This is a genomic window from Erythrobacter aureus (genome assembly GCF_003355455.1).
Classification (GTDB): Bacteria; Pseudomonadota; Alphaproteobacteria; order Sphingomonadales; family Sphingomonadaceae; genus Qipengyuania; species Qipengyuania aurea.
In genome coordinates, this window is the sequence record NZ_CP031357.1 from 575,701 (window position 1) to 593,409 (window position 17,709).

The following is a 17,709-nucleotide window of genomic DNA, read 5'->3' on the forward strand; positions in this document are numbered from 1 at the left end:
GGGGGGCAAGCGTTCCCGCGAGCGCCCCTGTTCTGCCCCTGCCGCAGGTCAGCCCTTCGTTTCGTTCTTGCCTTTTTCGGTATCGGCTTCCAGCTTCTTGGGCGCCGCGGTGCCCTTCGCAGCCTTCTTCTTCGCGGGAGACTTGCGCTTGGCCCTCGGCGGAGCCGGGGTGAGTTCGAAGCTCGGTTTGCCGTCCTTCAGCGTCACCGACACTTCGCCCCCGTCGGCGAGCTTGCCGAACAGCAGTTCTTCCGCCAGCGGCTGCTTGATCTTTTCCTGGATCAGGCGGCCCATCGGACGGGCGCCGTATAGGCGATCATAGCCCTTGTCGGCCAGCCAGGCACGCGCGTCCTTGTCGAACTGGATATCCACATTCTGCTCGGCCAGTTGGAGTTCGAGCTGAAGAATGAATTTGTCGACCACGCGGGCGACGGTTTCCTTGCCAAGGTAGCCGAACGGAACGATGGCATCGAGGCGGTTGCGGAATTCGGGCGTGAACATGCGTTTTACCGCTTCCTCGCTTGCGTCTTCCTTGCTCACATCGCCGAAGCCGATGCCCTGGCGCGCCATGTCGGCGGCGCCGGCATTGGTGGTCATGATGAGAACGACGTTGCGGAAATCGACCGTCTTGCCGTGATGATCGGTCAGGCGACCATTATCCATGACCTGCAAGAGGATGTTGAACAGGTCCGGATGTGCCTTCTCGATTTCGTCGAGCAGCAGGACGCAGTGGGGGTTCTGGTCGACCGCATCGGTCAGCAACCCGCCCTGATCGTAGCCGACATAGCCCGGTGGCGCGCCGATCAGGCGGCTGACGCTGTGACGCTCCATATATTCGGACATGTCGAAGCGCTTGAGTTCTATGCCCATGATGCTGGCGAGCTGGCGCGCGACTTCGGTCTTGCCGACGCCGGTGGGGCCGCTGAACAGGAACGAGCCGATCGGCTTGTCCGGATCGCGCAGACCCGCACGACTGAGCTTCATCGCGGTCGACAGCTTGTGCACCGCCGGGTCCTGGCCGAAGACGACGTGTTTGAGATCGCGTTCGAGATTCTCGAGCGCCTTTTTGTCGTCCTTGCTGACCGATTTCGGCGGGATCCGCGCCATGGTCGCGATCACGGCCTCGATTTCCTTGGCGGTGATCTTCTTCTTGCGACGGCTCGGCGGAACCAGCATTTGCATCGCGCCGACCTCGTCGATCACGTCGATTGCCTTGTCGGGCAGCTTGCGGTCGTTGATGTAGCGCGCCGAAAGCTCAACCGCGGTTTTCAGCGCGTCGACCGTGTAGGTCACCTTGTGATGATCCTGGAACGCGGTCTTCAGGCCCTTGAGGATCTTGATCGTGTCCTCCACCGTCGGCTCGTTCACATCGATCTTCTGGAAGCGGCGCAGCAGCGCGCGGTCTTTCTCGAAATGGTTGCGGAATTCCTTGTAGGTGGTCGAACCGATGCAGCGGATCGCACCGCTGGAAAGCGCGGGCTTCAGAAGGTTCGAGGCATCCATCGCCCCGCCGCTGGTCGCGCCCGCACCGATCACCGTGTGGATTTCGTCGATGAACAGGATGGCCTCGGGCATGCCTTCGAGTTCGTTCACCACCTGCTTCAGGCGTTCCTCGAAATCGCCGCGATAACGCGTTCCCGCCAGCAGCGCTCCCATGTCGAGCGAATAGATCACCGCGTCTTGCAGCACTTCGGGCACTTCGCCTTCGACGATCTTGCGCGCGAGACCTTCGGCAATAGCGGTCTTCCCGACGCCCGGATCGCCGACATAGAGCGGGTTGTTCTTGCTGCGGCGGCAGAGGATTTGGACGGTCCGGTCGACTTCAGGCCCGCGACCGATCAGCGGATCGATACGCCCGTTCTCGGCCTTCTTGTTGAGGTTGACCGTAAACTGGTCGAGCGCGGTTTCCTTCTTGCCCCTTTCGCCGGGCTTGTCCTCGCTCTGCGTCTCGGAGTTCTCCGCGCCGTCGGGCGGGCGGTTCTCAATCTGCTTGCCGCCTTTGCCGATGCCGTGGCTGATGAAGCTGACCGCGTCGAGACGGCTCATGTCCTGCTGCTGGAGGAAATAGACCGCATAGCTATCGCGCTCGGAGAACAGCGCCACCAGCACATTGGCTCCGGTTACCGTATCCTTGCCCGAAGATTGAACATGCAGGATGGCACGCTGGATCACGCGCTGAAAGCCCGCCGTCGGCTGCGGATCGGCGCTCTCGTCCGATTGCAGCGACTGGTATTCCTGCTCCAGATACTGTTTCACCACTACCGTGAGTTCGGTCAGATCGACACCGCATGCGGCCATGACCTGCGCGGCATCCTCATCGTCGATCAGCGCGAGCAGCAGATGCTCGAGCGTCGCATATTCGTGCCGACGTTCGCCCGCATCGGTCAGCGCTGCGTGGAGGGTCTTTTCGAGATTGGCGGCGAAGCTGGGCATTCAGATGTCTTTCTCATGGGACTCGCGCGGGGCGATGACAGGACAGCTTATGGGCCGAAGGTTAGCCAATGCTGTATGCGCGTTCGATATGGGCATTGAGGCAGGATTTTGCAGCCCCTGCACTGCCAACTAATCCTTGCGCCCGAACAATGCTTCGGCCGCGTCGCGATGCGCGGCGGCGGCGAGGCGGTGCTTTTCCACGCGCACGATTTCGGCCTCGAGCAGCGCGATGCGCGTTTCCAGTTCGTCCTGCGAATAAGGGCCGAGATCTTCCGTGGCGAGCAAGCTCGCGGCATCGCCTCGCGGGCGGGGACTCTCGTCGGTATCCATCGTGTGCAGTCTCGCAATTCTGCGCGGTTGCTGTCAACGGGGTCGCGCGGTATTGCACCGTCGCGTGGCTGAGATGCCACGGGGGATGACACGACAATGGGGGCGCAGGTGGCAGCAGATTTGCCCGAAACGATGACCGCAATGGGTTTCGACAAGCCGGGCGGACCCGAGGTGCTGCGGGCGGAAACCCTTCCCGTTCCGCAACCGGGTGAAGACCAGGTGCTGATCCGTGTCGCCTATGCGGGCATAAACCGGCCCGATGTCATCCAGCGACAGGGTTTCTACCCGGCACCGCCGGGCGCGTCGCCGATCCCGGGACTGGAGGTTGCGGGGACGGTCGTTGCGCTGGGTGCAGGCGTCATGCCCGAAATGCTCGGGCGGCGGGTTTGTGCGCTCGTTTCGGGCGGGGGCTATGCGCAATACTGTCTGGCCGATGCGGGGCATTGCTTGCAACTGCCCGAAGCGATGCCATTCGATGTCGCCGCGGCGATCCCGGAAACGCTTTTCACTGTATGGCATAACGTCTTTCAACGCGGCTGGGCAGGCGATGGCGACACGCTGCTTGTCCATGGCGGCACCAGCGGCATCGGGACGATGGCGATCCAGTTGGCCAAGGCGTTCGATGTCACGGTGATCGCCACCGCGGGCAGCGAGGAAAAATGCCGGGCCATCCGCGATCTCGGCGCCGATCTCGCGATAAATTACAAGACCCAGGATTTCGTCGAGGAGGTGAAGGCCTTTACCAAGGGGGCAGGCGTCAATGTCGTGCTCGACATGGTCTCGGGCGCTTACGTCGCCCGTAACATCGAATGTCTGGCACCCGACGGACGCCATGTGACAATCGCGGTGCTTGGCGGGCTGAAGGCCGAAATCAACATGGCCACGGTCATGCGCAAACGCCTGGTTCTCACAGGCTCGACACTGCGTCCGCGCTCCGACGAAATCAAGGCTCTCCTTACCGACGAAATCGAGAAGCATGTCTGGCCCCTGTTCGAAGGCGGCACGGTGGCTCCGGTAATGGATCGGACGTTCCCGCTCGAAGGCGCGGGCGCCGCGCATGAGCACATGGAGGCAGGGGATCATATCGGAAAGATCGTTTTAGCGGTTTCCGGCTCCTGACGCGCCACGGACATCTTGTCGCCGATCCGTAATGGTACTGTGAATCGCATGTAACAATTATGCGTCATGACCATGCCGACACTGGTCGGGGGCCATGACCATGAATGATCTGCCCAGAAACTTCGACGTTGCCCACAAGGTTGCGAATTTTCCGTCGATCAAGCCCAGCGTGCCCGAACGGGTCGTTGGCGAAAGGCGCAAGTTCCGCACGATCTGGATCAGCGATGTGCATCTTGGCACCAAGGGGTGCAATCACGAGCTGCTGATCGATTTCCTGGATCACACCGACAGCGAAACGATGTATCTTGTGGGCGATATCATCGACGGCTGGCGGCTGAAGAAAAAGTTCTACTGGCCTGCCGAGCACAACGACATCGTCTGGCGCATTCTCCGGCGTGCCAGGCGCGGTACGCGGATCATCTACATTCCGGGCAATCACGACGAGATGGTGCGGCCCTTCAGCGGCATGAACTTCGGCGGGGTCGAAATCATGCGCGCGGCCTTTCACACCACTGCCGATGGCAGGCGCCTGATGGTGCTGCACGGCGATGAATTCGATACCATCATGCTGGCGCACCGCTGGCTCGCCTTCATCGGCGACGCGGCGTACCATTTGATGATGAAGCTCAACAACTGGGTGGCGGCCGCGCGCAACCGGTTGGGTCTTCCCTATTGGTCTATCTCCAAGGCCGCCAAGCACAAGGTCAAGAACGCGGTCGAGTTCATCTCGAAATATGAGGAGGTGGTCGCTCGCGCAGCGGCCGAACGCGGGGTCGACGGTGTCGTCTGCGGCCATATCCACACCGCCGAGTTCCGTGTTTTCGACGGTGTCGAATACTGGAACGATGGCGACTGGGTGGAAGGGTGCAATGCCCTGGTGGAGCATTTCGACGGGTCCATGGAAATCCTCAATTGGCCCGAAGAAGTCGCGCGGCGCGAAACGGGGCGGACTGACGCCAAGACGAAAGTCCGGGAGGCGGCGTGACCTTGTCGATCGCGGCGCCGGCCCGAACCGCGGGGATCCCGCCCACGCCTCCGCAACGGATCGCTATCGTTACCGATGCCTGGCTGCCGCAGATGAACGGCGTGGTGCGAACTCTGACCACGACTTGCGAGCAACTGTCACGGCAAGGCCATCACGTGATGGTGATCTCTCCCAACCAGTTCGCATCGGTTCCTTGCCCGACATATCCCGAGATCCGGCTTGCGCTGGCCCTGCCGGGAGCGGTCGCGACCCGCTTGCGCGAGTTTGCTCCGGAGGCGATCCATATCGCAACCGAGGGACCGCTCGGCATGGCGGCACGGCGTCATTGTGCCCGCCACGGAATATGCTTCACCACCGCCTACCACACGCAGTTCCCGGATTATCTGGCCAAACGCACTCGCCTGCCGGTCGAGTGGTTCTGGCACTACATTCGCTGGTTTCACCGCCCGGCCAAACGCGTGCTGGTGGCGACCGAGAGCATTTGCGAAGAACTGCGCGCTCACGGCCTCGCGCGGCTGCACCGCTGGAGCCGGGGAGTCGATCTGGCCTGCTTCACGCCGGATGCGCCGCCGCCGCCCGAATATGCGGGGCTGCCGAAACCGATCCAGCTTTATGTCGGGCGGGTCGCCGTAGAGAAGAATATCGAGGCCTTTCTCGCCAGCAGCTATCCCGGCAGCAAGGTCGTGGTCGGCGACGGGCCTTCGCTCGCCTCGCTCAAGGACAGATTTCCCGAAGCGCATTTTCTGGGTCGGCGGTCCGGCCGCGATCTGGCCGGTTGCTATGCAGGGGCGGATGTCTTCGTGTTTCCCAGCAGGACCGACACGTTCGGCCTGGTCATGATCGAAGCGCTTGCCTGCGGCATTCCGGTGGCAGCCTTTCCGGTTCCCGGACCGCGCGATATCGTGACCGACGAGGTGGGGGCGCTGAGCGAAGACCTCGACCGGGCGATTGCCGCCGCCCTGTTTTGCGACCGCAGGGCTTGCGCCGAATATGGAGCCGGCTTCAGTTGGACTGCGGCCACCGGCCAGTTTCTCGACGGGCTTGCGACCCTGGAGAGGGAAGAACTGCCCGCTGCCTAGCGAAACGCTTGCCCAATCCGCCACTCTCGCCTACATCGGCACGATAACGGCCGTCCCGCGAGGGGCGGCCCTTCTATTTTCGCATGACGAGAAAAGGCACGTTCATGGCCGACCAACCCAAACCGCTGATGCCGCATGCGACCGCCACCTGGCTGGTCGACAACACCGGTCTGTCCTTCGAGCAGATCGCCGAATTCTGTGGCCTCCACCTGCTCGAAGTGCAGGCTATGGCCGACGATCTCGCGGGCAGCAAATATACCGGGCGCGACCCTGTCCACTCGGGCGAACTGACGCAGGAAGAGATCGAGCGGGGCCAGGCCGATCCCGAATACAAGCTGAAGATGCAGCGCGCACCTGTGGCAGTCAGCCGCACCAAGGGACCGCGCTACACACCGGTTTCCAAACGGCAGGACAAGCCCGATGGCATCGCATGGATTCTGCGCAGCCATCCGGAAATCTCCGATGCACAGATCGGCAAGTTGATCGGCACCACCCGCAATACGATCACGGCGATTCGCGAGCGTAGCCACTGGAACATCCAGAATATCCAGCCCAAGGATCCCGTCACGCTCGGCCTGTGTTCGCAACGCGAACTCGATGCGGTGGTCGCGAAGGCAGCCAAGAATCTGCCGGTCGAAGACGAGACCGCTCCGGCGACACCGACCGGCACCAGCGATCGCGACAAGTTGATCGAGGAACTGCGCGCCGAACGCGACGCCAATGAAAAGGCCGCCGCCGAAGCGGCGCAGGAGGCCGAGGCCGCCGCCTGGCTCGAAGCCAAGCGCGCAGCGGAAGAGGCCGACGAGGCCGGGGAAACCGGCGAAGCCTGACAGCAAGGGCACCCAGTATCTCACGAGGCGGGAGAGGCATGAGCTTCTCCCGCCTTTTTACTTGCGTTTAAAGCGCAATACTCCATGTTACTGACATGGATGTAAGCAAGTTGCCGAACTACCACCCGGTCGCATGGGATACGCGTTTCGAACCGATCGCGCTTCCCGACATGTTCGCGCGGACAGCCCAGGCCTCTCCCTCTGCGCCATTGCTGCATTTCCTCGGGCGCACATACAGCTATTCCGAACTCTATCGCGACGCGCGGGCTTTCGCTCATGCCCTCAAGGCGCGGGGTATCGCCGAAGGGGATCGTGTCGGCCTGTTCCTGCCCAATGTGCCGAGCTACGTGGTGGGCTATTACGGGGCGATGATGGCGGGGGCCGTGGTGGTCAATTTCTCTCCGCTCTATGCGGTCGAGGAACTGGAAGAGCAGGTTGCCGATTCCGGCACGCGTCTGCTCGTCACCGTCGATGTGCCCGAACTCTACGCAACGGCGGAAGAGGTGTTGCGCGGTTCCGAGCTTGAAACGCTGGTCGTCAGCTCGCTCTCGCAAATGCTCCCCAGGCTCAAGGGAATCGCCCTGCGACTGTTCGCACGCAGCAAAGTGGCGAAGGTCGATTATCGCGCGGATATTCTCCGCTGGAACGATTTGCTGAAGCAGGGCGAAAGGTCAGGCGGACAGCTTCCGACGGTCGATCCGCAGTCGCTCGCGCTTCTTCAATATACGGGCGGGACGACCGGCACGCCCAAGGGCGCGATGCTTACCCATGCGAACCTTTCCATCAATGCGCAGCAAACCGCCGGTCTCAACCCGTTCGGTGATCCGGCGAACGAAGTGTTCATGGGCGCGCTCCCCTTCTTTCACGTCTTCGCCAACACGGCCTTGCTCAACCATGCGGTCGTGACGGGGGCGTCGATCGCGATGGTCCCGCGGTTCGAAACCAAGCAAGTGCTGCAAACGATAGAGAAATATGGCGCGACCGGGTTTCCCGGTGTGCCCACCATGTTCCAGGCGTTGCTCGACCATCCGGATCTGGCCAAGACCGATCTTTCCAGCCTCCGAATATGCATCTCGGGCGGCGCACCGCTGCCCGGCCCCTTGCGCGAAAAATTCGAGGCGGCGACGGGTGTGCGTCTGGTCGAAGGCTACGGTCTCACGGAAAGCGCGGGCGTGGTCTCGGCCAATCCCTATGAAGGGACGCGCAAGCCCGGAACCATCGGCCAGGTCCTGATGCAGACCGAGGTTCTGCTGCTCGACAAGGAGGATCCCGCGATTGTCGTAGCTGACGGGGAACCGGGAGAACTCGCGCTTCATGGCCCGCAAGTCATGCAGGGGTATTGGAATCGGCCCGAGGCCGCCCAAGAGGTCTTCATCGAGCATCGCGGCAAGACGTGGCTGCGTACCGGCGACGTCGCGACAATGGACGAAGACGGGTTTCTCCAGATCGTCGATCGTATCAAGGACATGATCGCGGTAGGCGGGTTCAAGGTCTTTCCCAGCCAGGTCGAAGACGTGCTGGTGGAACACGAAGCGATCAAGGAGGCGCTGGTTATCGGCCGTCCGGACGCGTATCGGGGCGAAGCGCCGGTGGCCTATGTCACGCTGGAGACAGAAGGGCAGGCAACCGCGGAAGAGCTTCGCGGCTGGCTCAACGCGCGTATCGGCAAGCATGAACGGGTCGATGAGGTCGTGATCCGCACCGATTTGCCGAAAACGATGATCGGCAAGCTCGACCGCAAAGCCTTGCGCGCCGAAGTTCTGGACTGAACCGGCGCGTTCCTGCGGGAAGCCGGGCAGCCCCGACGGAATGCAAAGAGAAGGCCGCCGGCGTCGTTGCGCAGGCGGCCCTCATCCCCTCCAAACTTAACCTGCTCAGCCGGCCACGGCGAGTTCCGGCTTGCCCGCAGACTGTGCGGGCGTCTTGGCCCGCGCGTCGCGGTGAGCGAACCGCCCTTCGACCTGTGCGCCCTGTTCGATCGTAAGCGCATCGTAAAAGACATCGCCGGTGATCTTGGCGGTCTTCAGAATGACCAGCTCGCGCGCCGCGATCGAGCCCTCGATCGTGCCTGCAAGGCGTGCGCTCTCAGCCTCGATGGCGCCTTTGACGCTGCTCGTTTCGCCCTGGACCAGCGAGGAACAACTGATGTCGCCCTCTACCGATCCGTCGATGTGCAGGTCTGCGGAGGCCTTGATATCGCCGGTGATCGCAGTGTCGGAACCGAAGACGGAAAAAGTGGAATTGCCCTTGCTGGCCATGCGTTCGCGTCCCGGATTATTCGGCTGAGGCGAATTGGGGAGCTCGCCGGATTTCTTCGAGAACATTGGGGGCAGTCTCCAGAAAGGTGCGCGGGTTGACCGCGCGATTATTGATGCGAACCTCGAAATGGAGGTGGGGTCCGGTCGATCGGCCGGTATTGCCGATCGCGCCAATGGTGTCGCCCGCTTCCACGCGCTGACCCACCTTTGTTTCGAAGCGCGACATATGGGCGTACCGTGTCATCAGGCCATTGCCGTGCGTGATCTCGACAGTCTTGCCATAGCCACCCTTCCAGCCGACGAAGCTGACGCGACCGGTCGAAGCGGCGCGGATCGGCGTGCCGATTGCGCCCTTGAAGTCGAGACCCTTATGCATGGCGCCACGGCGGGTGAAGGGATCGCGCCGATAGCCGAACCCGCTCGAAATCATGTCCTTGCGTGCCGGGGTGACCTGCGGGATACCGGCGAGGCCACGTTCGAGTGCCGCCATCCGCGCGATCGACAGGCCGAGCCGCTCGAAACGCGGGTCGATCGTGCCATCGGCACTGGTCACGAGCTTTTCCAGCGGACCACCCATGGCGCTGCGGTCGGCGTTGCGGATCATGGTGTCGGGATTGAGGCCAAGCGACTTAAGCGCGGCGGCAGCGCGCTGGGCGCGCCAGTCCGCATAGCGGGTCAGCCCTTCGACGAAAGCAAGCTGGCGGGCTTCGATCCGCGCAAGTGCGGTGGCCTCTGGAATCGACAGGCTGACCTTGTCGACCGTGGCGGCAGCTTCACCCGCCGAATTGCTCACCTTGGCGACCGACTTCACATCATCCGGTAACGAGGAAACCATGTCCTCGATGAATTCCTGGCGCTTCACCAGGTCTGTCGCGACAGCATCGATGTCTTCGCGGTAAGCGTTCACACGCTCGGTTGCGGTGGCAACCTTCGCTTCGCGGTCGAGCAAGGAAAGCCGATCGGCAGTCGCCCGATATTGAGTCCAGCCAGCTACAGCCATCGAAACGGCCCAAACGATCAGCGCCGCCAAAGCGATGGCGGCGACGGTTATCTGGACTTTCGACGAAATGGTGATGAAGCGAACCTGCCCTTCCGATCGCATGAAGAATTCGCGATCGGGAAACCAGCTTCGCACGCGGCTCCCCCAGCCACTCGTGGCAATCTTGTTGCTCAAAACGACCCGTCCCTTATGGTCTTTAACGTCCCGGGCCGAGCGCTAACAAAGGTTGCCGATGAAATCGAATCGCGGTTCCCGAAGAATCCACGAGTTGAAGCTTAAGCGGGACGAGTCGTTCGATGGCGACCCGGTCTCTGAAATATGCGAGGAGCCAAAGCGTAAATCGTGGTTTACCAAAGACTTGGCTTGCGCCAACACAGGGTCTGTCAACCCATTGTATAAAAACGACAAAAAAATCCGGAGTGGGTTTTGATGCACGTTCGGCGGCGAATCGGGCTGTTGGGCGGCAGTTTCAATCCGGCGCATGGCGGCCATCGGCGGATTTCGCTATTCGTCCTCCGCGCCCTCGCGCTCGATGAAATCTGGTGGATGGTTTCGCCTGGCAATCCGCTCAAGCCCAAAGCGGGCATGGCGCCGCTCGATGCCCGCGTCCGTTCGGCCATGGACCAGGCCAGGCGCGCGCCGATCCGCGTGACCGCGATCGAACGAGAGCTGGGAACGCGCTATACCGTGGATACGCTCGGTGCGATGGGTCGGCGCTACCCCCGATATGAATTCGTGTGGTTGATGGGGGCGGACAATCTCGCGCAGTTCCACCGCTGGAAGGACTGGCGGGGGATCGCGCGAAGGATGCCGATTGCGGTCATCGCCCGACCTGGTTATGATGCGGGTGCTATCGCGAGCCCCGCGATGGCCTGGCTGAGGCGCTTTTCCGTGCCCCTGTCCAGCTTCGTGAACAGGGGCGAATGGAGCGCACCGGCACTGGTGATATTGCGTTTCGATCCCGATGAACGATCGGCCACGGCCATTCGCCGCGCCGATCCCGATTGGGCCGCACGTTACACCGGGCCGCCTCCGAGGGACCAAGTGACACATCGTATGATTTTGTCGGGGGAGGAAACCACCGCGCCATGATGCGCGTTGTTCCTTCCATGGCCCGAGCCTCTCAATCCAGGAGTATCGCATCCGCCTATGACACAGGCGCATACAGGCCCGGCTTCATCCGGGACCGAACCCGCCCAGGTGATCAACTTGGCTGACGCTACAACCGATCCGCTGCTCAAACTCGTGCTGCAACAGCTCGACGACGATCAGGCGCAGGAAGTCGTGACCATCGATCTCGAAGGCAAAAGCTCGATCGCCGATCACATGGTGATCGCTTCGGGGCGTTCGACCCGTCAGGTCGCAGCGATGGCGCAGAAACTTGCCGAAAAGGTTAAACAGGCGGGATTCGGGCCGGTAAAGCTCGAAGGGCTTCCCGCTGCCGACTGGGTCCTGCTCGACGCCGGCGACGTGGTCGTCCACCTGTTCCGCCCGGAGGTCCGTAGCTTCTACAACCTCGAGCGCATGTGGGCTTTTGGCGACGCGCCACCCGTGGCTGGCACGGCCTAGTCCGTTTCTCGCAGCCCCTTTGTGGGGCCGCATTCCCGACGCCGCTTCTCCGCCGAGCGCTTGCGGGTGAACGGGTGTCCTGGCCGACCCGGAAGGGGCCGGATGACCGCCGGTCTGGAGGAGCGAAGCCATTCTTCTTCACGTCATTGCCCGAGGAAAGATCGGTCGGTCGCCCGAGGCCGAACTGGTCGCGCGCTATGAAAAGCGCCTTACATGGCCGACCAAATATACCGAGTTGCCCGATACCGGGGGGCGTGTTCCCGAACCGCAAACACCCTGCCGGACCGTGCTTCTCGACGAGCGCGGAAGAGATCTCTCGTCCGAGAAACTCGCCGAAATACTGGGGCGCTGGCGCGATGACGGCATACGTGAATGCCGCTTCATGCTGGGCGCGGCGGACGGGCATCCGGAAGAGGACCGCGATGAGGCCGATCTCTTGCTGGCTTTTGGCAAGGCCACCTGGCCTCACCTTCTGGCCCGCGCCATGCTTGCCGAACAACTATATCGCGCAACGACCATAATTGCCGGCCACCCCTATCATCGCAGTGGATGATAGGGCAGAAACGCGGCCATGAACCGCCGCCTCCCCGTCATCGCCGGATTGACCTTGGCAGGCCTGCTGAGTCTGCCTGCGATCGCGCAGGCCCCGGTCCGCTTCGAAGCGGTGGAACAGGCGCGCGAGGCGCTCGACGCCGCGCGTCAGCAGCAACGTAACGCGCGGGCGCGGGGCGAGCGGCTGGAACAGCGCGCGGCGCGCTCTCGCGAAGCGTCGGAAAAGGCCAGGGCCGAGGCGGCGGCGCTGGCGGCGCGCGTGCAACAGGCCGAAGCCGGGATCGCGGCGTCCGAGGCGCGGCTGGCGCTGGCCGATCGCGAGAAGCGCATGCTCGATCGCAAGCTGGCCCGTCGGCGGACTCCGCTCGTCCGGCTGACCGCGGCGCTTCAATCGATGTCGAGCCGCCCCTTGGCGCTTTCTGCATTGCAACCGGGCAGTTTGCGCGATCTCGTTTACACGCGCGCGGTGCTCGACAGCACCATTCCTCTTGTGCGCGAAAAAACGTCGGCCCTGCGCGGCGATCTGGAACGTGCGCGGACCTTGCAGGCAGAGGCGCGCCAAGCGCTGGCCGATCGGCGTGAAAGCGAGGCGGTGCTGCTCCGGCGGCGAAAGGAACTCGTCGCCCTCGCCGAGCAGGAACGACTGCGGGCGCGCCAGGCCGCGGGCGGCGCGGATAGGGAGGCGCAGCGGGCTCTCGTCCTTGCCGAGCAGGCGATCGATCTGGACGAGCTGGTGGGGCGGTTGGAAGCGGCGGGCTCGCTGCGCGAACGACTTGCCATGCTGCCCGGCCCGGTGCCGCGCCCCGCCGATCCAGGGGCCGCGAGGGTCGCCGTCACGCCGCCCAGCCCGAACCCAGCGCCACCGAACCGCCAGCGCGCTACCTGCTGCCTGTCGCGGGCGAGATTACCGCGGGTTTCGGCGAGGCGAGCGCCAGCGGCCAGCGACAGGCCGGGATCGCACTCGCGGCCCGGCCACGCGCGCAAGTCGTCGCTCCGGGGCGGGGCGTGTCGGATTCGCCGGGCCGTATCGCGGCTTTGGCAGAATCGTCATTATCGAGCACGCCAATGGCTGGACCACGCTCGTCACCGGTCTCGAAATTCTCGATGTTGCGGTGGGACAGAATGTGACGGCAGGCTCACCGCTCGGTCTCGCCCCAACGCAGCGCGGCGAAGTGACGCTCGAGCTGAGGCATGGCGGCGAGCCGGTGAACCCGCTAGACCACCTGCGATAGATCGCCGGTCGAAAATCGCTTCCCCGCGGCATACCCGCCATGCTCATGTGGCATTCAGCGCCGACAAGCGATAATATGGTCCGCGCAAAGGAGTTTTCATGCCGTTGAAGTTCGCCGCACTCGCCCGCTCGGCTGCTCTCGTGACTGCGGTCGCGTTGATCCCTGCGACCACTGCCAGCCTGGCGCAGGTCGAGGGGCGCGCGGGTCCGGAGTTCGCCCGCGTCCTGGCGGTCTACCAACGGATCAAGACAAGCTATGTCGAGCCGGTCGATGACGACAAGCTTGTGCGCGGCATGATCGACGGCATGCTGACCGCGCTCGATCCCCACTCGGGTTATCTCGACGGCAGCGATCTCCAGCGCCTGGAGACCATGATCGACGGGAACTATTCGGGGCTGGGCCTGTCGGTCGTCGCCGAAGATGGCGCGGTGAAGGTGATATCGCCCTTCCGTGGCAGTCCGGCCGACGAGGCGGGGATCAAGGCCGGCGACTTCATCACGCACCTCGACGGGCGGCTGATCGTCGGGCAGAAGCTGGACGAATCCGTTGCGCAGATGCGCGGCCGTTCGGGAACGTCGATCGATCTGACCATCTTCCGTCCCGGCCGCGACGAGCCCTTCGATGTGACCGTTACGCGGGGCGTGATCGAACTCGAGCCCGTCACCTGGGAACTGCAGGACGGCAATATCGGCCACATCATGATCAACGAATTCTCACGCGATGTCGGCAGCGATGTCTTTGCCGCGTGGGAAGGCCTGCGGAGCAAGGCTACGGGGCGTCTCAACGGTCTCGTGCTCGATCTGCGGTCCAATCCCGGCGGTTCTCTGGATGAAGCGGTGGCGCTGTCGGATCTGTTTCTGACCGACGGACGAATCGTCTCGCAGCGTGGCCGCGCCCGGGGAGAGAACATCACCTACGATGCGGAAACGGTGTTCCGCGGCGACATAGCCGAAGGGCTCCCAATCGTCGTGCTGATCGATGCGGGGTCCGCTTCGGCATCGGAAATCGTCGCCGGTGCGTTGCAGGACCATCGCCGCGCGGTGGTCATGGGCGAGCGCAGCTTCGGCAAGGGCAGCGTTCAATCGCTGCTGCCGCTGGGCCGCGATGCAGCGCTGAAGCTGACGACGGCGCGTTATTATACGCCGTCGGGCCATTCGGTTCAGGAGGGGGGGATTACCCCGGATATTACCGTGCCGCAGCTTTCCGATCCCGATCTTGCGAAGCGTTCGCGCTTCCAGATGCGCGAATCGGATCTGCGCGGCCATCTCATCAACGAGCTCGGCATTGACGATGACGCGGTGGAAAAGGACAAGCGTGACGATCCGCGCTTTCTCCAGACAGCGGAAGAGCTGAAGGAGAAGGGTATCGAGGATTTCCAGTTGCACTATGCGCTGGAAACGCTGCGCCGGACCAGCCCGAAGAGCATTGCCGCGCGGACGAAATAGGCTACATCGCGCCCCATGGACCTTTCGCAGAACGCCCGTTTCGCCCGTGGCTTGGCTCTTGCCTCGCCCGCGCTGTTATTGGGCGGCGCCTATATTTCCGAATATGGGTTCGGCCTCTACCCATGCGAAATGTGCTGGTGGCAGCGCTGGCCGCATTTTGCCGCCGTTGGGCTCGCGCTGATCGCCTTCGTCATTCCCCCGGCGCGGGTCTGGACGGCCCTTGCCGCCCTGGCGATACTTGCATCGGGCGCGATCGGCCTGTTCCATGCCGGGGTCGAATACGGCTGGTGGCCCGGGATCACATCCTGCGCGGTGGTTTCGGGCGGCGGCAGCGGCAATGCGCTGGAAGACATCATGAACACACCGCTGGTGCGGTGCGACGCACCGGCCTGGACGCTGTTCGGCATCAGCCTGGCCGGCTATAATTTCCTTATCTCGACGGCTGGCGGACTTGCGGTGCTGGGGCTCTTGGCGAAGGATCGCCGCGCATGACCAAGGTTCCCGACCATATCGCCCGTATGATCCGCGTCGATCAGGCGGGGGAATTCGGCGCAACGCGTATTTATGCAGGCCAGCTTGCCGTCATGGGCGACCGCGGGCCTCATTCGGCCGAGATCGCCGGCATGGCGGAACAGGAAGTCGGGCACCGAGAGAAATTCGATGCGCTGATGGCGCGCCGCGGTGTGCGCCCGACCGCGCTTCAGCCATTCTGGGACCGCGCGGGTTTCGCCCTGGGCGCGGTGACCGCGCTGATTGGCCCGGAAGCGGCCATGGCCTGTACCGCCGCGGTCGAAACCGAAATCGACGATCATTATTCGAAGCAGCTCGACCAATTGCATGAGACGGGCGAAGACCCCGAACTGGCCGCGATGATCGAGGAATTCCGCGAGGATGAGCGCGAACACCGCGACGCAGCGCTTGCCGCCGGTGCCGAACGCGCGCCCGCCTATCCGCTGCTGTCCGGCCTCATCCGCCTCGGTTGCCGCGCCGCAATCCGCATTTCGGAGCGCGTGTGAGCGGAATGACCGATATACGAGCAATGCTTCACCGAGAGTTCACCCCATCGGGCGTCTATTGCCCCAGCACGAAATCCGCCAAGAGGACCGACATGTCGAAACCGTTGATTGCCATCGCCAGCCTTGCGCTCGCTGTCCCCGCAATCGGGCAGGCGCAGGAAAGCACCGTCGCAGATGACGACAGTTACAATATGGTGATCGTCTACGGAGACGACGAATGCCCGGAAAGCACGGAAGACGTCATCGTCGTCTGTGCGCGGAAATCCGAAGACGAGCGCTATCGCATCCCGCAAAATCTGCGCTTCTCGGACAGTCCGGAGAACAAGTCCTGGGCGGAACGCGTGGAAAGCTTCGAAATGGTGGGCGATTTCGGTACCATGTCGTGTTCGCCGACCGGCGCGGGCGGGTTCACCGGCTGCACCCAGGAAATGATCAACGCCGCCTATGCCGACAAGGCCAATGACGCGGGCGTACGCTTCGGCGAGATCATCGCTGCCGAACGCGCGAAGCGTCTGGCAACGATCGACGAGGATGCCGCCGCCGAGCAGGAGCGGGTCGAGATGATCGAACGCGAATATATGGAGCGGCTCGAACGCGAACGCGCGGCCGAAGTGCCGGGGGAAGAGGCGTTGCCCGAGCCCGAGCCCCGGACCGAACCCGATAGCGACGAAAGCCAGCTCTGAGGTCTATCGCCGCTTAACCATTTGCCCTTACTAGGGCGGGCATGGCTACGCCCCGCAAGATCCTCACCGTTTTCGGGACGCGTCCCGAAGCGATCAAGCTGTTCCCGCTGGTCCACGCTCTCGCTGACGATCCGCGTTTCGAAAGTCGCGTGTGCATTTCCGCGCAGCATCGCGAGATGCTCGATCAGGTGCTCGATATCGCCGGGATCGTGCCCGATCACGATCTCGACCTGATGACGCCGGGGCAGACGCTCGATGCGCTGACCGCGCGGGCGCTTGTCGAGATCGGCGCCGTGCTTGACGAGGAGAAGCCCGATTGGGTGGTCGTCCAGGGCGATACCACCACGGTAATGGCGGGGGCTCTCGCTGCCTATTACCGGAAAATCCCCGTCTGCCATGTCGAGGCGGGTTTGCGCAGCGGTGATATCTACCACCCCTGGCCCGAGGAAGTGAATCGCCGCGTGGTCGGCGGCTTCGCCGCGCTCCATTGTGCGCCGACCGAAACCGCGCGCGAGGCTCTGCTGCGCGAAAACGTCGATCGGGAAAACGTCCATGTCACTGGAAACACGGTGATCGACGCGCTCCAGTGGGTGACTGCGCGAATTGCCCAGGAGCCATCGCTTGCTTGCGGCCTCGCCGACCTCGAGGCGCGTTTCTCGGGCAAACGGATTATCGGCATGACCAGCCATCGCCGCGAGAATTTCGGCGAGGGCATGCAAAATATCGCCAATGCGGTTAAAGATATAGCTTCACGTGATGACGTTGCGGTTATTTTCCCGGTGCACCTCAACCCTAATGTGCGCGCCGTGATGAAAGAACAGCTTGTCGGTCTCGACAATGTCGCGCTGATCGAGCCGCTAGATTACCCGCATTTCGCGCGTTTGCTCGATATCAGTCACATAATGCTCACCGATAGCGGGGGCGTGCAGGAGGAAGCGCCTGCCCTGGGCAAACCGGTGCTTGTCATGCGCGAAACCACCGAACGACCGGAAGGCGTCGAGGCCGGAACCGCAAAGCTGGTCGGTACCGATACGAACACTATCGTGCGCGAAACCAACCGCCTGCTCGATGACGGTGCGGCCTATGCCGCCATGGCCCGCGCCCACAATCCTTTCGGTGACGGGCACTCGGCGGCCCGCATCGCGGACCTTCTCGCATCCGCCTGATCGTCGTTACTG

Annotated in this window: 19 protein-coding genes; 14 read left to right on the forward strand and 5 right to left on the reverse strand. The window is 63.1% G+C overall.

What is annotated here, in order from left to right:
* Window positions 1-48: 48 nt before the first annotated feature.
* Together clpA and DVR09_RS02875 are read right to left on the reverse strand one after the other, a co-directional pair.
* Window positions 49-2,433: an ATP-dependent Clp protease ATP-binding subunit ClpA gene (gene clpA / locus DVR09_RS02870; RefSeq protein WP_115415600.1), complete on the reverse strand. Its 2,385-nt coding sequence runs from the start codon at window positions 2,431-2,433 to the stop codon at window positions 49-51.
* 129 nt (window positions 2,434-2,562) lie between these two features.
* On the reverse strand, window positions 2,563-2,763 hold the full coding sequence (locus tag DVR09_RS02875) for a DUF1192 domain-containing protein (protein ID WP_115415601.1): 201 nt from the start codon (window positions 2,761-2,763) through the stop codon (window positions 2,563-2,565).
* Between the two features lie 141 nt (window positions 2,764-2,904).
* Here DVR09_RS02875 and DVR09_RS02880 point away from each other — a divergent pair, with 141 nt between their 5' ends.
* The 5 genes from DVR09_RS02880 (at window position 2,905) to DVR09_RS02900 (ending at window position 8,545) form a co-directional block, all read left to right on the forward strand.
* Window positions 2,905-3,882 carry an NAD(P)H-quinone oxidoreductase gene (locus DVR09_RS02880; RefSeq protein WP_115417749.1) on the forward strand — a complete coding sequence of 326 codons (978 nt, stop codon included), beginning with the start codon at window positions 2,905-2,907 and terminating at the stop codon, window positions 3,880-3,882.
* 100 nt (window positions 3,883-3,982) lie between these two features.
* The gene (locus DVR09_RS02885) at window positions 3,983-4,867 is read left to right on the forward strand and encodes a UDP-2,3-diacylglucosamine diphosphatase (protein ID WP_174223714.1); all 885 of its coding nucleotides are present in this window, start codon (window positions 3,983-3,985) and stop codon (window positions 4,865-4,867) included.
* Window positions 4,868-4,959: 92 nt separating this feature from the next.
* Window positions 4,960-5,946, forward strand: a complete 987-nt coding sequence (locus tag DVR09_RS02890) for a glycosyltransferase family 4 protein (protein ID WP_115417750.1) — start codon at window positions 4,960-4,962, stop codon at window positions 5,944-5,946.
* A 104-nt stretch (window positions 5,947-6,050) separates the two neighbouring features.
* Entirely contained in the window at window positions 6,051-6,776 is a 726-nt protein-coding gene (locus tag DVR09_RS02895) for a DUF1013 domain-containing protein (RefSeq protein WP_115415603.1), read from the forward strand.
* A gap of 95 nt (window positions 6,777-6,871) precedes the next feature.
* A complete protein-coding gene (locus DVR09_RS02900) occupies window positions 6,872-8,545 on the forward strand; it encodes a long-chain-fatty-acid--CoA ligase (RefSeq protein ID WP_115415604.1) in 1,674 nt (557 codons plus the stop codon).
* A gap of 105 nt (window positions 8,546-8,650) precedes the next feature.
* Here DVR09_RS02900 and DVR09_RS02905 read toward each other — a convergent pair whose 3' ends face one another.
* A complete protein-coding gene (locus tag DVR09_RS02905) occupies window positions 8,651-9,034 on the reverse strand; it encodes a bactofilin family protein (protein ID WP_115415605.1) in 384 nt (127 codons plus the stop codon).
* 16 nt (window positions 9,035-9,050) lie between these two features.
* On the reverse strand, window positions 9,051-10,208 hold the full coding sequence (locus DVR09_RS02910) for a M23 family metallopeptidase (protein ID WP_435867803.1): 1,158 nt from the start codon (window positions 10,206-10,208) through the stop codon (window positions 9,051-9,053).
* 255 nt (window positions 10,209-10,463) lie between these two features.
* Between DVR09_RS02910 and DVR09_RS02915 the strand changes: the two genes are divergently transcribed.
* The 3 genes from DVR09_RS02915 to DVR09_RS02925 all read left to right on the forward strand — a co-directional run bounded on the left by DVR09_RS02915 (window position 10,464) and on the right by DVR09_RS02925 (window position 12,156).
* Entirely contained in the window at window positions 10,464-11,126 is a 663-nt protein-coding gene (locus tag DVR09_RS02915) for a nicotinate-nucleotide adenylyltransferase (RefSeq protein ID WP_115415606.1), read from the forward strand.
* Window positions 11,127-11,183: 57 nt separating this feature from the next.
* Window positions 11,184-11,603: a ribosome silencing factor gene (gene rsfS / locus DVR09_RS02920; protein ID WP_115415607.1), complete on the forward strand. Its 420-nt coding sequence runs from the start codon at window positions 11,184-11,186 to the stop codon at window positions 11,601-11,603.
* 130 nt (window positions 11,604-11,733) lie between these two features.
* A complete protein-coding gene (locus DVR09_RS02925; protein WP_115415608.1) occupies window positions 11,734-12,156 on the forward strand; it encodes a 23S rRNA (pseudouridine(1915)-N(3))-methyltransferase RlmH in 423 nt (140 codons plus the stop codon).
* On the opposite strand, the gene DVR09_RS02930 is transcribed toward DVR09_RS02925, so the two are convergent.
* The gene (locus tag DVR09_RS02930; protein WP_115415609.1) at window positions 12,103-12,546 is read right to left on the reverse strand and encodes a hypothetical protein; all 444 of its coding nucleotides are present in this window, start codon (window positions 12,544-12,546) and stop codon (window positions 12,103-12,105) included. The two genes, DVR09_RS02925 and DVR09_RS02930, sit on opposite strands and share 54 nt — an antisense overlap.
* A gap of 187 nt (window positions 12,547-12,733) precedes the next feature.
* Here DVR09_RS02930 and DVR09_RS02935 point away from each other — a divergent pair, with 187 nt between their 5' ends.
* The 6 genes from DVR09_RS02935 to wecB all read left to right on the forward strand — a co-directional run bounded on the left by DVR09_RS02935 (window position 12,734) and on the right by wecB (window position 17,697).
* Window positions 12,734-13,387 (forward strand): murein hydrolase activator EnvC family protein, encoded by a 654-nt coding sequence (locus DVR09_RS02935; protein WP_234041531.1) that lies wholly within the window; start codon window positions 12,734-12,736, stop codon window positions 13,385-13,387.
* A gap of 104 nt (window positions 13,388-13,491) precedes the next feature.
* Window positions 13,492-14,832, forward strand: coding sequence for a S41 family peptidase (locus tag DVR09_RS02940; RefSeq protein ID WP_115417752.1), 1,341 nt, complete (start codon window positions 13,492-13,494; stop codon window positions 14,830-14,832).
* Window positions 14,833-14,847: 15 nt separating this feature from the next.
* The gene (locus DVR09_RS02945; protein WP_115415611.1) at window positions 14,848-15,324 is read left to right on the forward strand and encodes a disulfide bond formation protein B; all 477 of its coding nucleotides are present in this window, start codon (window positions 14,848-14,850) and stop codon (window positions 15,322-15,324) included.
* Window positions 15,321-15,848, forward strand: coding sequence for a demethoxyubiquinone hydroxylase family protein (locus DVR09_RS02950; protein WP_115415612.1), 528 nt, complete (start codon window positions 15,321-15,323; stop codon window positions 15,846-15,848). Before DVR09_RS02945 ends, DVR09_RS02950 begins: the two co-directional genes overlap by 4 nt.
* A gap of 92 nt (window positions 15,849-15,940) precedes the next feature.
* Window positions 15,941-16,531 carry a hypothetical protein gene (locus tag DVR09_RS02955; protein WP_115415613.1) on the forward strand — a complete coding sequence of 197 codons (591 nt, stop codon included), beginning with the start codon at window positions 15,941-15,943 and terminating at the stop codon, window positions 16,529-16,531.
* A gap of 41 nt (window positions 16,532-16,572) precedes the next feature.
* A complete protein-coding gene (wecB, locus tag DVR09_RS02960) occupies window positions 16,573-17,697 on the forward strand; it encodes a non-hydrolyzing UDP-N-acetylglucosamine 2-epimerase (protein WP_115415614.1) in 1,125 nt (374 codons plus the stop codon).
* Window positions 17,698-17,709: the final 12 nt, after the last annotated feature.